Annotated in this window: 13 protein-coding genes; 10 read left to right on the top strand and 3 right to left on the bottom strand. The window is 58.4% G+C overall.

Going from position 1 to position 12,677, the window contains the following annotated elements; translation table 11 throughout:
* Positions 1–154 precede the first annotated feature (154 nt).
* Positions 155–643: an isochorismatase family protein gene (locus K5R88_RS02475; protein WP_223451910.1), complete on the bottom strand. Its 489-nt coding sequence runs from the start codon at positions 641–643 to the stop codon at positions 155–157.
* A 110-nt stretch (positions 644–753) separates the two neighbouring features.
* Here K5R88_RS02475 and K5R88_RS02480 point away from each other — a divergent pair, with 110 nt between their 5' ends.
* Complete coding sequence (locus tag K5R88_RS02480; RefSeq protein ID WP_226299114.1) at positions 754–1,182, top strand: hypothetical protein; 429 nt, start codon at positions 754–756, stop codon at positions 1,180–1,182.
* 121 nt (positions 1,183–1,303) lie between these two features.
* Here the strand turns inward: K5R88_RS02480 and K5R88_RS02485 are convergent, their stop codons facing one another.
* A complete protein-coding gene (locus K5R88_RS02485) occupies positions 1,304–1,921 on the bottom strand; it encodes a LysE family translocator (protein WP_008035576.1) in 618 nt (205 codons plus the stop codon).
* Positions 1,922–2,068: 147 nt separating this feature from the next.
* On the opposite strand from K5R88_RS02485, the gene K5R88_RS02490 reads away from it, so the two are divergent.
* The 6 genes from K5R88_RS02490 (at position 2,069) to K5R88_RS02515 (ending at position 9,190) form a co-directional block, all read left to right on the top strand.
* The gene (locus tag K5R88_RS02490) at positions 2,069–2,521 is read left to right on the top strand and encodes an Lrp/AsnC family transcriptional regulator (protein ID WP_008035574.1); all 453 of its coding nucleotides are present in this window, start codon (positions 2,069–2,071) and stop codon (positions 2,519–2,521) included.
* Positions 2,522–2,698: 177 nt separating this feature from the next.
* Positions 2,699–3,040 (top strand): hypothetical protein, encoded by a 342-nt coding sequence (locus K5R88_RS02495; protein ID WP_226299115.1) that lies wholly within the window; start codon positions 2,699–2,701, stop codon positions 3,038–3,040.
* Positions 3,041–3,139: 99 nt separating this feature from the next.
* The gene (locus K5R88_RS02500) at positions 3,140–4,396 is read left to right on the top strand and encodes a TolC family protein (protein ID WP_226299116.1); all 1,257 of its coding nucleotides are present in this window, start codon (positions 3,140–3,142) and stop codon (positions 4,394–4,396) included.
* Entirely contained in the window at positions 4,393–5,691 is a 1,299-nt protein-coding gene (locus tag K5R88_RS02505; protein ID WP_226299117.1) for an efflux RND transporter periplasmic adaptor subunit, read from the top strand. Before K5R88_RS02500 ends, K5R88_RS02505 begins: the two co-directional genes overlap by 4 nt.
* Positions 5,688–8,846 carry an efflux RND transporter permease subunit gene (locus K5R88_RS02510; protein WP_226299118.1) on the top strand — a complete coding sequence of 1,053 codons (3,159 nt, stop codon included), beginning with the start codon at positions 5,688–5,690 and terminating at the stop codon, positions 8,844–8,846. Before K5R88_RS02505 ends, K5R88_RS02510 begins: the two co-directional genes overlap by 4 nt.
* Positions 8,843–9,190, top strand: coding sequence for a copper-binding protein (locus K5R88_RS02515; protein ID WP_226299119.1), 348 nt, complete (start codon positions 8,843–8,845; stop codon positions 9,188–9,190). The genes K5R88_RS02510 and K5R88_RS02515 overlap by 4 nt, the downstream gene beginning before the upstream one ends.
* A gap of 59 nt (positions 9,191–9,249) precedes the next feature.
* Here K5R88_RS02515 and K5R88_RS02520 read toward each other — a convergent pair whose 3' ends face one another.
* Positions 9,250–9,675, bottom strand: a complete 426-nt coding sequence (locus tag K5R88_RS02520) for a hypothetical protein (RefSeq protein WP_226299120.1) — start codon at positions 9,673–9,675, stop codon at positions 9,250–9,252.
* A gap of 129 nt (positions 9,676–9,804) precedes the next feature.
* On the opposite strand from K5R88_RS02520, the gene K5R88_RS02525 reads away from it, so the two are divergent.
* The 3 genes from K5R88_RS02525 to K5R88_RS02535 all read left to right on the top strand — a co-directional run bounded on the left by K5R88_RS02525 (position 9,805) and on the right by K5R88_RS02535 (position 12,653).
* Positions 9,805–10,461, top strand: a complete 657-nt coding sequence (locus K5R88_RS02525) for a TetR/AcrR family transcriptional regulator (protein ID WP_226300308.1) — start codon at positions 9,805–9,807, stop codon at positions 10,459–10,461.
* A gap of 1,086 nt (positions 10,462–11,547) precedes the next feature.
* Positions 11,548–11,820 carry a hypothetical protein gene (locus K5R88_RS02530; RefSeq protein WP_223451898.1) on the top strand — a complete coding sequence of 91 codons (273 nt, stop codon included), beginning with the start codon at positions 11,548–11,550 and terminating at the stop codon, positions 11,818–11,820.
* Positions 11,821–12,083: 263 nt separating this feature from the next.
* Entirely contained in the window at positions 12,084–12,653 is a 570-nt protein-coding gene (locus K5R88_RS02535; protein ID WP_008024532.1) for a YSC84-related protein, read from the top strand.
* Positions 12,654–12,677 lie beyond the last annotated feature (24 nt).

The following is a 12,677-nucleotide window of genomic DNA, read 5'->3' on the forward strand; positions in this document are numbered from 1 at the left end:
CGAGTGGAACACATGGCAATTTTGCTTTTTTGCCAGCTCAACGTTCATCCGCTTCGGTGCAGCCATCCTGACCCTGCGCCGACAGGCTGCCGCACAAGCGACGTGCGCCTATCCACGAATGCCCGCTGCGGTGGCTTTCCTGTTCGTGATCACGTCACTTTTGCTCGGCGATCAATCCTGAAAGAACTTCAGCTGAGGTGGTGGTGTGCCGAAAATGGTGGGTCCAGAGGCTGATACCCAGTTGCCCGGAGCGGTCCAGGGATGAACCCACCGTGAGGTCGGTGACAAGCGTTGGATAAAGGCCGGCGTCAAACAGTGCAAAGCCTGCGGCCAGGACACAGGTGTCCGTCTGGATACCGCAAACCAGGACACGGTCCGGCTTCAGGCGCTTCAAATAGTCCATGGTCTCAGGCGAAGGTGCATAGCCGTGCTTGACGAAAACCTGCTCTGTTTTTACCGCGCTGCTGTCGAGCGCCGCAGGGTGCCAGCCGAGCTGTTGATGGAACGGCGTGCGCTGCTCGTCATGCAGCTCGACGGTCGCCACCGCCGGGACAACGTCCGCGATTTTTTGAATACCCTTCACGAGCCATTCAGGCGGCGAGAAGGTGGATTGAACATCCACAACGAGAAGAACTTGGCGCATGGTCTGGATTCTCCATTCGGCGCGCTACATTATCACCCCGTGCACTCAGCGCCAGTGCACAGCAGGTGTCTGATTGACAGGACTGCTACTCATATCAAGGAGACACCAAGATGGTCGAAGAGATTTTGAAGTCGAAGCTGGTCAATTTTCTGGTGCCCGACGCCCGAGTGGACTACGACACCGTGAGCGATCTGTACGACGAGGCGGGGAGTGGCGATGTGGACGCGCTGGCCGATGTGCTTGAGGTCTTCAGGCACGCATACGGTGGACTTTGGGTTGGCGGGAAGGTGGAGGTGACTCACTCCGTGGTTCGCTTGAGCGCCAATGCCCTGAACCGTGTCATTCAGGATGGAACGATGGATATTGAACTCCCGCTGGCATTGGTCCGCAAGGTCAGCGTGGAAGGTGGGTTTGTCACGAAGATCGTCCGACTGGACACCGACGTTGGCAGCGTTAAATTCCGCTGTTTTGGTGCGAAGGACGTCGCCTCGCTGATCGAGAGAATGACCCACTCGACAGCTGCGATTCTCGCTCGGTAAGCAGGCGTTGTGGAAGGTGCCAGCGCCGCTGGAGAGTGGCGGCAATGCCACTCTCGTTCGCCAATCCGTGCAGTGTTGGCGTGGGGCAAAAGCGCTGTGCAATGCTGGCCTTGTCACGGACTTAACCCAACAGCTGCTCGCCGAGCAAAACGACCGCGATGATGATCATGGCCGTTCCGGAGAAACGACTGACACACCGGGCCGCGGCGGGGCGTGCTTGCAGTACGGCCTGTGAGCCGAATCCCACGAGCAAATAAATCACGCCACAACTGACCGTGTGGATGAGCCCCAGCGCAATCATCTGCATCGGCACAGGCCAGGCCGCTGCCGCGTCGGTGAATTGCGGCAACAGCGCCAAAAACAGCAAAAACACTTTCGGATTCAGCCCGCTCACACAAAGCCCCTTGATCGCCCAACGCTGCCAGGAGCCCGGCGCCTGAGCATCATCTGAGTGCGGTGTAGCGGGGCGGGCGAGCATGTTGATGCCCAACCACAGCAGATAACCGGCCCCGGCAACGGTCAGCACCGACAAGGCAACGGGGTGGTTGGCCACCAGCGTGCCGACGCCCGCGGCAACGATCATCGTGGCAATCAAATGACCGGACAACAGCCCACCCACGGCGGGTATCACGACCCGGCCCTTCAACCCCGCCGAAATCGCGTAAGCCCAATCTGCACCCGGCGTGATGACGAACAGAATCGACACCGCCCAAAAAGCCACGAAAACACTCAAGGTCATGGCGCTAACCACTTCTGCTGCTGATACACCGTGCTCTGCATCGTCCCGCTCCGAAAAATATGGGTGCGAGGAAGAATAAGGAAATCTTGTTAGAATTTACTTTCAAAGATGATCATCAGAATGCGCAGAGTTGGGAGAAAATTCGAAATGGACAGGATTGATCGCAAGATTCTTTCTGAGCTGCAAAAGGACGGTCGCCTGTCGGTCACCGAACTCGCCGAGCGCGTGGGCCTGAGCCTTTCCCCTTGCCATCGACGCGTCCGGGCATTGGAGGAGTCGGGTGTGTTGCTCGGCTACAGAGCGCAACTGGACCCAAGCGCCTTGGGCCTTAACTTTTCCGCGATGGTGTTTGCCACGTTGCGTGAGGGCGACCGCAAAGCGGTCGAGGCGTTCGAGACGGCGCTTGTCGACATCCCGCAGGTGGTCGATGCCCAGCGGTTGTTCGGCGAACCGGATTATCTGCTGCACGTCATCACTCAGGATTTGCCGGCCTTTCAACGGCTCTACGATGAAAGCCTTTCGACCTTGCCCAACGTGCAGCGGCTGACGTCGACGCTGGTCATGAAACGGGTGGTGCAGGACAGGCCTTTGCCCCTGTGATGAGAGAGGCGGGCAATGGGAAGCACACGATCCCGCGTGGATTTCAGGATGGTCGATGAACACGTAATGCTGGCTTAATTCATCTCCGGTGTTATCGCCTGCGTCGGAACCTGATGACAGGTTGCTGACGACTCAAGCCCATCGTAAGAGCCATTTGCAGCGACTACACTCCACCCCATGAAACGCTATCTGCGGTTTTGCATCATTTTCATGATCAGCCTGGCGCTTCCCCTCAGCGGGATGGCGGGCGTTCAGGCACCGACAGAACCGTGCCCCATGAAGACGATGGGCATGGCGATGATGGACGGCATGGGGATGGACTGCTGCAACGACATGAAAAGCCCCACCGAGCACGGCAAGCCTTGCAAACCAGGCCAGGAATGCAAGACGGGCGGCATGCTGCAAGTCTCGATTATCAAGCCTCCCATAACCGCATTCAGCCCCGTAGCGCTTTCCTTCTTTAGCGATTCCCTGCCCGTGCGAACCCCGTCCGGGGTATGGCGACCGCCCCGCGTTTGATTCCTGTCCCACATCGAACCTCATTCCGCATTAGCGGGATGACCTGGCTGTGCGCATGTCTTTTGACGCGCGCAGTTGATGATCACAGGAATCGTAGATATGAACTCCAAGTGCTATTGCACAGGCTGGCCCCTTGTGGTCGGCCTGGCGGCAAGCGTACTGGCATTGCCGAGCTTCGCTGCCGCACTGACACTCGATGAAGCGTTGCGGCTGGCCGAAAACAATGCGCCGTCACTGACCGCACAAGACGCCAGGATTCAGGCTGCCAGCAGCGCAGCCATCCCGGCGGGTGAACTACCTGATCCCAAGCTGCTTCTGGGAGTGCAGAACTACCCCATAGGCGGTCCGGATCGCTGGAGCCTCGACCAGGATTTCATGACCATGCAAATGGTCGGGGTCCGTCAGGAGATGCCGAACAGCGACAAGCGAAAAGCCCGTATCGAGGTCGCCGATGCGGCTGTTGATCGCGCTGCCGCCGAGCGTCGGGTCGAACGTCTGAAGGTCCGCCAGTCCACCGCACTGGCCTGGATCAGCAGTTATTCAATCGAGCGTAAAGATGCGTTGTTCCAGGACTTCTACAAAGAAAACCGCCTGCTGAGCGATACCGTCCGGGCCCGGATTGCTGGCGGCCGCGCCCAGCCCGCCGATGCGGTGACACCCAAACAGGAAGCCGCTCAGTTGGCAGAGCAGCAGGACGATCTGATTCTGCAGCGAGCCCAGGCCCGAGCAGCCCTCAAACGCTGGATTGGCTCAGCCGCCAACGACAAGCCTGTGGGCAGCCTGCCTGAATGGCCCGTCGATAGCTCAAGCTACTCCCATCAACTGCAACACCATCCGGAGCTGGCAGCGTTTGCGCCGATGACCCGCGAAGCGCAAGCCAGGGTTCGTGAAGCCGAGTCGGAGAAGCAATCGGATTGGAGTTGGGAGCTTGACTATCAGCATCGTGGCCGACAGTTCGGCGACATGGTCAGCGTGCAGTTTTCCTGGGATCTGCCGTTGTTTCCTGACGCTCGCCAAAACCCGAAAATCGCCGCCAGACACGCTGAACTCAACCAGCTTGAGGCCGAGCGCGAAGCCTTGTCACGCGAGCACACCCAGCAACTGGAGAACCAACTGGCTGACTACGAGCGCCTGAATCGTGCCGTGCGCCGAAACCAGGAAAGCCTGTTGCCGCTGGCCAAGGAAAAGGTCGAACTCAGCATGGCCAGCTATCGGGCCGGCAAAGGCGATTTAGACACCGTTGTGACCGCCCGACGTGAACTCATCGAAGTTCGGCTCAAACAAATCGACGTGGAAGAGCAGCGCGCGCTGACCAGTGCGCGTTTGTATTTTGCTTACGGGGAGGCCAGCCAATGAAACTTGAAAAATGGAACGGGGCATTGCTGGTTAGCCTTTCGCTGGCATTGGGTGTTGCCGGTGGTTACGGGTTCGCTTACCAGCGTATGAGCGCAGCGCCAAATGCCGTGGCGGAGCAAGACATCAATGCTGTGCCCGAACGCAAAGCCCTGTATTGGTACGACCCGATGTACCCGCAGCAAAAGTTCGACAAACCGGGCAAGTCCCCCTTCATGGACATGCAACTGGTTCCCCAATACGCCAGCGGCGCAGGAGACCGGGCGACTGTCAGTATCGACCCGGGGCTGACCCAGAATCTCGGGCTGCGTTTTGCGACTGTCACCCGTGGAACCTTTCATTCCAGCCTCGACGTGACAGGTGTCCTGGCGCTCAACGAACGTGATGTTGCGGTGATTCAGGCACGCACCGCTGGCTTTGTGGAGCGAGTCTATGCCCATGCTCCAGGAGATGTGCTGAACGCCAACGCGGCGTTGGCGGATATTCTGGTGCCGGAATGGGCTGCGGCTCAGACGGAGTTCCTTGCCCTGAAGCGTAACGGCGACGCTGAGCTGCTGGCGGCGGCCCGCCAGCGACTGCAGCTCACCGGAATGCCGGCAGCGCTGATCACTCAGATAGAGCGTAGCGGTAAGGTTCAGCCGTACCTGACGCTGACCAGTCCCATCGCCGGTGTGCTTCAAGCGTTGAATGTGCGCACGGGCATGACCGTGGCGACGGGCGACACGCTGGCACGCGTCAATGGCTTGAGCAGTGTCTGGCTGGCCGTGGCCGTTCCAGAGTCGCAGACCGGATCGATCACAGTGGGGCAGACGGTCGAAGCACGGCTGCCAGCCTTCCCGGGGACGGTGCTCAACGGCGAGGTCAGCGCTATTTTGCCCGAGACCAGTGCGGACAGTCGCACCCTGCGTGTGCGGGTGGAACTGCCCAATCCGGACGGCCGCCTCAGGCCGGGTTTGACGGCGCAGGTGCGCCTGAACCGTTCGAGCGAACACAGTGTGTTGTGGGTGCCGAGCGAGGCGGTTATTCGTACGGGGCGACGGGCCTTGGTGATGCTCGCCGAAGACACCGGCCACTACCGCCCGGTAGAGGTGCAACCCGGACAGGAGAGCGATGGCAAGACGGCCATTTTGAAAGGTCTGGAAGAAGGCTCGAAGGTGGTTACGTCTGGCCAGTTCCTGCTGGACTCGGAGGCCAGTCTCAAGGGCATTGTCGCCAGCACTGAGGACGAGTCGCCACCCAGTGCAGCAGCCTCCGGTATTCATGAGGCGGATGAGGAAAAATCGGGGAGCCAGCCATGATTGCGGCCCTGATTCGTTGGTCAGTCGCCAACCGGTTCCTGGTGTTACTGGCGACACTGTTCGTCACGGCGTGGGGCATATGGTCAGTGCAGAGCACACCCATCGATGCGCTGCCGGATCTCTCGGATGTTCAGGTGATTATCCGCACTCCCTTTGCGGGGCAAGCGCCGCAGATTGTCGAGAACCAGGTGACCTATCCGTTGGCCACCACCATGCTCTCAGTGCCGGGAGCCAAGACGGTGCGTGGTTATTCCTTCTTCGGTGACAGCTTCGTTTATGTGCTGTTCGAAGACGGCACTGACGTGTACTGGGCCCGTTCGCGGGTGCTGGAATATCTGAGTCAGATACAAAGTCGGTTGCCGGCCAGCGCCAAACCGGCGTTGGGGCCGGATGCAACGGGGGTGGGCTGGATCTATCAGTACGCACTGGTGGATCGCAGCGGTGGACACGACCTGGCGCAACTGCGCGCGCTTCAAGACTGGTTCCTCAAGTTCGAACTCAAGACCCTGCCCAACGTCGCGGAAGTGGCCACGGTGGGGGGCATGGTCAAGCAATACCAGGTGCAACTCGATCCGCTAAAACTGGCCAGCCTCGGAATCACTCAGACAGAGGTGACCGAGGCTATCGGCAAGGCTAATCAGGAAACGGGTGGCGCGGTACTGGAGATGGCGGAGACCGAATTCATCGTGCGCGCTTCCGGTTATCTGAAGACGCTCAATGACTTTCGAGCGATCCCGCTCAAGTTGGGGGCGGATGGCGTGCCGGTGACCCTTGGCGATGTCGCCACTATTCAGTTGGGGCCGGAAATGCGACGGGGCATTACCGAACTCGACGGCGAGGGCGAAACCGTCGGTGGCGTGGTGATTTTGCGCAGCGGCAAGAACGCTCGCGAGACCATTGCGGCGGTCAAGACCAAGCTCGACGAACTGAAAAGCAGTTTGCCGGCCGGAGTGGAAATCGTCACCACCTACGACCGCAGCAAGCTGATCGACCGCGCGGTGGAAAACCTCAGCCATAAGTTGATCGAAGAGTTCATTGTCGTCGCGCTGGTTTGCGGGATCTTCCTTTGGCACTTGCGCTCATCACTGGTGGCGATCATCTCCCTGCCGGTGGGCGTGCTGATGGCCTTCATCATCATGCGTTACCAAGGGATCAACGCCAACATCATGTCCTTGGGCGGGATTGCCATCGCCATCGGCGCCATGGTCGATGCTGCCGTGGTGATGATCGAGAATGCCCACAAGAAGATTGAGGCCTGGCACGCGGCCAATCCGGGGGAGGAATTGAAGGGCGAGCGTCATTGGCACGTCATGACCGAAGCAGCGGCAGAGGTCGGCCCGGCGCTGTTCTTCTGTTTGTTGATCATCACCTTATCGTTCATTCCGGTGTTCACCCTGGAAGCGCAGGAGGGGCGACTGTTTGGCCCGTTGGCGTTCACCAAAACCTATGCGATGGCCGCAGCGGCGGGGTTGTCGGTGACCTTGGTGCCCGTGCTGATGGGGTACTGGATTCGCGGGCGAATTCCCGGTGAGCAACAAAACCCGTTGAACCGCTGGTTGATCAGGATCTACCAGCCGGCCCTGGAGGCGGTGCTGCGCCGTCCCAAAGTCACCCTGCTGGTGGCACTGGTGGTGTTTGTCAGTGCGCTATGGCCGATGTCGCGCCTGGGCGGTGAGTTTCTCCCGCCTTTGGACGAAGGCGATCTGCTCTATATGCCTTCCGCTCTCCCGGGGTTGTCGGCACAGAAAGCTGCGCAGCTGCTGCAACAGACCGACCGCCTGATCAAGACGGTGCCCGAAGTCGAGCACGTGTTCGGCAAAGCGGGGCGTGCCGAAACTGCCACCGACCCGGCACCGTTGGAAATGTTCGAGACCACCATTCAATTCAAGCCACACGAGCAATGGCGGCCAGGCATGACTCAGGAAAAACTGGTGGAAGAACTGGATCGCGTGGTTCGGGTTCCAGGGCTGACCAATATCTGGATACCGCCGATTCGCAACCGTATCGACATGCTTGCCACCGGCATCAAAAGTCCGATCGGAGTGAAAGTCGCCGGCACCCAATTGACGGACATCGATGCTGTCACCCAGGCGGTCGAGCGGGTGGCCAAAGGCGTACCCGGTGTCAGTTCAGCGCTGGCCGAACGCTTGACCGGCGGCCGCTATATCGACGTGGATATCGACCGCAAGGCCGCCGCTCGCTACGGGCTGAATATCGCTGATGTGCAGTCCATCGTGGCCGGCGCTATCGGTGGTGAAAATGTCGGGGAGACCATTGAAGGGCTCGCACGTTTCCCGATCAACGTACGTTACCCGCGGGAGTGGCGTGACTCGCTTGGTGCCCTGGAGCAATTGCCGATCTACACGCCGTCAGGCATCCAGATCACCCTGGGGACAGTGGCCAACGTCAAAATCAGCGACGGCCCGGCGATGCTCAAAAGTGAAAACGCGAGGCCTTCAGGCTGGGTGTATATCGATGTGCGTGGCCGGGACATTGCCTCGGTGGTCGCTGATTTGCGCCATGCCGTAAACGAGCAGGTCAAGTTGCAGCCTGGCATGAGCCTGAGCTACTCAGGGCAGTTCGAGTTTCTCGACAGAGCCAATGCACGACTCAAACTGGTGGTGCCAGCCACGCTGTTGATCATCTTCGTGCTGCTCTACCTGACGTTTGCGCGCTTCGATGAGGCGTTGCTGATCATGGCCACGCTGCCATTCGCGCTGACTGGCGGGGCATGGTTCATCTATCTGTTGGGATTCAACCTGTCGGTCGCCACCGGTGTCGGTTTTATCGCCCTGGCCGGTGTTTCTGCCGAGTTTGGCGTGATCATGCTGCTCTATCTGAAAAACGCCTGGGCAGAACGTGAAGACCTCGGCGACAGCACTGAGCGCGGGCTGGTTGCGGCGATTCGTGAAGGCGCTGTGCAGCGTGTTCGACCCAAGGCCATGACCGTGGCCGTGATCATTGCCGGCCTGTTACCCATCCTGTTGGGCAGCGGAACGGGCAGTGAAGTGATGAGCCGCATTGCCGCGCCCATGGTCGGCGGCATGATCACGGCTCCCTTGCTTTCCCTGTTTGTCATTCCGGCAGCCTATCGCCTGATGCGCCGCCGACATCTCGTCATTGAATCCACTCACCTTAAAGGAAACGTCGTATGAAACTGACCCATATTGCAGTGGCAGGAACCTTGGTTGCGTTGTCTTTCTTGGCTCGTGCAGAGGATATGCCGGGTATGAAAATGGACGGTATGGAGGGCATGCAGACAAAGGAGACAAAGCAGGCGCCCGTCGCTAATGCCAACGGAACGATCAAGGCTATCGATGCTGCCAGACACACGGTGACCATCTCCCACGGCACAGTACCCGCCGTGCAATGGCCGCCGATGACCATGGCCTTTTCCGTGACGGATGATCAGCTCGCCGGGCTGTCGGCCGGAGACCGTGTCTCGTTTGTTTTCCAGGTCGAGGGTGGCAGCGCGACGATTGTTTCAATCAAAAAATAAGACAGCGGTGGTGCAAGTGGCCGGCACATTTTGTGTGCCGGTCCTAAGGACAGCTGACTTCAAGACGTGCGCGACTCACGTGTTGCGCTGCTCAAACCCATAGCCGTTACACCGATGCGCGAGAACACCAGCCACACAAACAGCAGCACACTGCAACCAACAAGAATGGAAGCGACGCCAATCAACGGCTCAATGGCCGCGACGCCCTTGAGCCGCAACGTCAGTGCGCCGAGCATTACCGGGACGCCAATGTTGTACATCCAGAACTGTGCGGCAGCCGCGCGCCCTTCGGTGATTGACGGGTACGCTGTGCCGATGATGCCGAACAGGGCCATCGACACCCATCCCAACAGATTGACATGAGCATGTACCGCGAAAAGCGAGTGGTCGCCGGAAGCGCCCATCGCCACGCCCAGCATCACGCCAATGGCGAAGTAGAGGGCAGCGAGCCGAAACCAGGTCCGTGAACGGGGGTTGTGATTCATGGCATTCACCTCATGCGCCCTGAGGCGCGCTCAGTTGCTGAAATATAACGGGCGACCTCTTGTCGGTTGATTGTCACATGCCTATTATGAGACTAAAGTCTCATGAATAGACAGAGTCTCATATATTCCATGTCGATCCAGAAGTCAACCCCGTCTGAACCCGGCGGCGATCCGCAAGGCCGCGCCAACCAGAAACTGCGAACGCGTCAGGCGCTGATCGATGCCGCCATCGCCTTGCGCGACGAGGGCCAAAACCCGACGGTTGCGCAAGTGGCCGAGCGCGCGATGGTCTCGCGCGCCACGGCCTATCGCTATTTTCCTTCGACCGAGGCCTTGATCAGCGAGACGGCAGCGGATCGTGAAATGAAGCCGCTGGAGAGCTTCTGGCAACCGGGAGACGACCCGGTCAAGGGCATTGGCCTGGCCGCGAACGCGTTGAACAAACTCTTGATCGACGACGAGATCGGCCTGCACGTGATGGAGCGTTCGTTCATGTCGGTGTGGCTCGACAGCGAGACCCACGAGCCCCTGCGACCAGGCCGCCGGATGAGCTACATCGAACCGATCGTCGACTCGCTGAAGGACGTGCTCTCGCCCCGCGCACGCAAACGACTGAAGCAGGCGCTGTCGATCGTTATCGGCACCGAGGCGTTGATCGCCGTGCGCGATATCAGTGGCGCGAGCGTCGAAGAATCACTCGACACCGCCGCGTGGGCGGCGAGGGCGCTGGTTCGTCAGGCGTTGGCGGAGAATGAAGAGGCTCGGCGCAAGCGCAATTCCATATAGGTCGGGTTGCGGGTTTCTTCTGCGCGACACTGAATTGCCTGTGTTTGCTCAGGTAATGTGGGTGGCGGCTTTTGGCCGATTGCTGTCTGTCACGAAGGGCTGCGATCGCCCCTGTAGCGGCCGGTTGAGGCGTCTAGAAAAGGTGGGGTGATTCAGTTAGGGTCGATTTATGTATTGCACACCTTCTGAACGCCGTATCGGTTCGGAAGCTATTTCACAAAGCTTTGATCATAACTGGTCGTTCCGAAAGGGGGATTGGTCGTCATTGAGTAAGTCATATGAGATCCTTGAGACGATGACTCTAAGCTTTAGTTACGTTTGGCTACTGCCACTGCTTGAAAAACCGTACGAGGCCGTAAAGCTCGACCTTCCTGTCGCCGTATCAGCTCTGGAAATTAAAGGATCATTACCAGCAGAGATATCGTTGCACCAGTTGCTTGTAACAGCACTTGAGTCTGACTCTGAGTACTGGTCTCAGCTTGCGATCAAATGGTTGGACGAAGGGTTTCCTGTTGACCACGACCTATCCGAACTATTGCTTCAATGCTCATCTCGGAAAACGCTCTCTCAGTCCATACGACACAAAGCTTTCAGTTTTGCTCGACGCGGGAAAAAGCTGAATGAGCATGCCTGGCATCTCGGTTAAGCAGCTCGCTTCAAACTACTGTCCCTGCTAGTTTCTACGTCGGCTTTGAGTCGATTCTGCCGATTACTTAACGGGTAGCTCTTGACCTATAACAGTCGCCCACAGTAGGGGTATAACGTTCCTAGGACGCTATAAAAATTCCTACACGAACCTCGGAACTCCTCACCTTGCCCGCCGTTCCGATGAAGCTTATAGTCCGCCCCGTCGCCCAAAATGGCGATTCGGGTTTGGCGACCTGACTACAGAGAATGCGAGGGCTCTACGCTTTGTTGCAGGGGTCGCCGCACCCGCAAGGCCGCTGTAATGGCGGCTGTGCGCGGGAGGCCTTCGGGTCTGCCGGTGTTCTCTGTGCCGGTTCGCCAACCTGCGCACAGCTGCCACCCAATCGTTTGGCGACGACTGAGTGACGGCCTTTGAGCCAATCAAACAGAGATCTTCAAATGAATCGATACATGCCCCTCACCGGAATCGACCTGGTTCCGGCTTCCCTGCTCATCGACACCGAAGCTCCACTCGACGTATTGCAAGCCGCCGCTGACTACCGAATTCGCGCAGTTACTCAGGTGCTGGAGAACATCGCCTTTCGTGCCGAGATTGGTTGCGACACGGTGGTGTTGTCGGACTTCTCCAAACTGCTGGCCATTCCGTTGCGCGACGGTTGTGACTTGATGGATGTGATTGGTCGGCGATTGCGGGCGCAGACGAAGGAGTGAATGAAAACGGGCGCTGAAGGCGCCCGTTTTTTGTTCAACTATAAAAAGATCTGGCATCGCTATTCTGCGGCATGACTCTTGCCCACTGTCGGCCAACAGCTGACTGTCGATTTCGTCTGAGGAACATGCATGTGCATAGCATTTGACCAACTGCTTATTAGGATTAAAGTCTAAGGGAAAGATCGACCCCGTCAGTCTTTGATCCGCAACGGCTATCGCCACGCAGGTTCCTCAATGGCAGGTACAGAAAAGGAGTATTGCTCATGATCAAATACCTTCGAATGATGGCAATGATTTCAATCCTCGCGATCACGGCGGGCTGCCAAATGGGTCAATCAACTTCCGCCTCTGATGCGATGGCTGCTAACGCGGAAATGGACCGCGAGGCGAAAGCGGCGTTACAGAGTTTGTATACCAAAACGCCGCAAGCGCGCGCCCTCGCGCAGCGAGCCAAGGGTATCCTCGTTTTCCCTGATGTGCTGAAAGCGGGCCTCATCGCCGGCGCACACCATGGCGAAGGCGAATTGATTGAGAACGGAAAAGTGACGGGATACTACGCGACCACAGCAGCCTCATACGGCCTTCAGGCGGGCGTGCAGCGGTTTGGATACGTGATGTTTTTCATGACCTATTCAGCGATGAATGATCTGAAAAATGTTAATGGATTTGAGGTCGGCGTGGGCCCAAGCATCGTGGTCGTAGATTCAGGCATGGCCAAATCGATAACTACCTCAACGGCTCAATCCGATGTCTATGCGTTCATCTTTGATCAAAAGGGCTTAATGGCCGGGCTGGGATTGCAGGGTTCAAAAATTACCAGGCTCAATCGCTGAGGCCGTCTGCATGTCGCTTACACA

This window comes from Pseudomonas sp. MM213, assembly GCF_020423045.1.
Taxonomy (GTDB): Bacteria; Pseudomonadota; Gammaproteobacteria; order Pseudomonadales; family Pseudomonadaceae; genus Aquipseudomonas; species Aquipseudomonas migulae.

Bases quoted from the DNA above. Each gene is read 5' to 3' on its own strand.
- K5R88_RS02495 (WP_226299115.1), top strand. From the start codon at position 2,699: ATGAAACGCTATCTGCGGTTTTGCATCATTTTCATGATCAGCCTGGCG.
- K5R88_RS02490 (WP_008035574.1), top strand. From the start codon at position 2,069: ATGGACAGGATTGATCGCAAGATTCTTTCTGAGCTGCAAAAGGACGGT.
- K5R88_RS02510 (WP_226299118.1), top strand. From the start codon at position 5,688: ATGATTGCGGCCCTGATTCGTTGGTCAGTCGCCAACCGGTTCCTGGTG.
- K5R88_RS02525 (WP_226300308.1), top strand. From the start codon at position 9,805: ATGTCGATCCAGAAGTCAACCCCGTCTGAACCCGGCGGCGATCCGCAA.
- K5R88_RS02500 (WP_226299116.1), top strand. From the start codon at position 3,140: ATGAACTCCAAGTGCTATTGCACAGGCTGGCCCCTTGTGGTCGGCCTG.
- K5R88_RS02485 (WP_008035576.1), bottom strand. From the start codon at position 1,921: ATGACCTTGAGTGTTTTCGTGGCTTTTTGGGCGGTGTCGATTCTGTTC.
- K5R88_RS02535 (WP_008024532.1), top strand. From the start codon at position 12,084: ATGATCAAATACCTTCGAATGATGGCAATGATTTCAATCCTCGCGATC.
- K5R88_RS02480 (WP_226299114.1), top strand. From the start codon at position 754: ATGGTCGAAGAGATTTTGAAGTCGAAGCTGGTCAATTTTCTGGTGCCC.
- K5R88_RS02530 (WP_223451898.1), top strand. From the start codon at position 11,548: ATGAATCGATACATGCCCCTCACCGGAATCGACCTGGTTCCGGCTTCC.
- K5R88_RS02505 (WP_226299117.1), top strand. From the start codon at position 4,393: ATGAAACTTGAAAAATGGAACGGGGCATTGCTGGTTAGCCTTTCGCTG.
- K5R88_RS02475 (WP_223451910.1), bottom strand. From the start codon at position 643: ATGCGCCAAGTTCTTCTCGTTGTGGATGTTCAATCCACCTTCTCGCCG.
- K5R88_RS02515 (WP_226299119.1), top strand. From the start codon at position 8,843: ATGAAACTGACCCATATTGCAGTGGCAGGAACCTTGGTTGCGTTGTCT.
- K5R88_RS02520 (WP_226299120.1), bottom strand. From the start codon at position 9,675: ATGAATCACAACCCCCGTTCACGGACCTGGTTTCGGCTCGCTGCCCTC.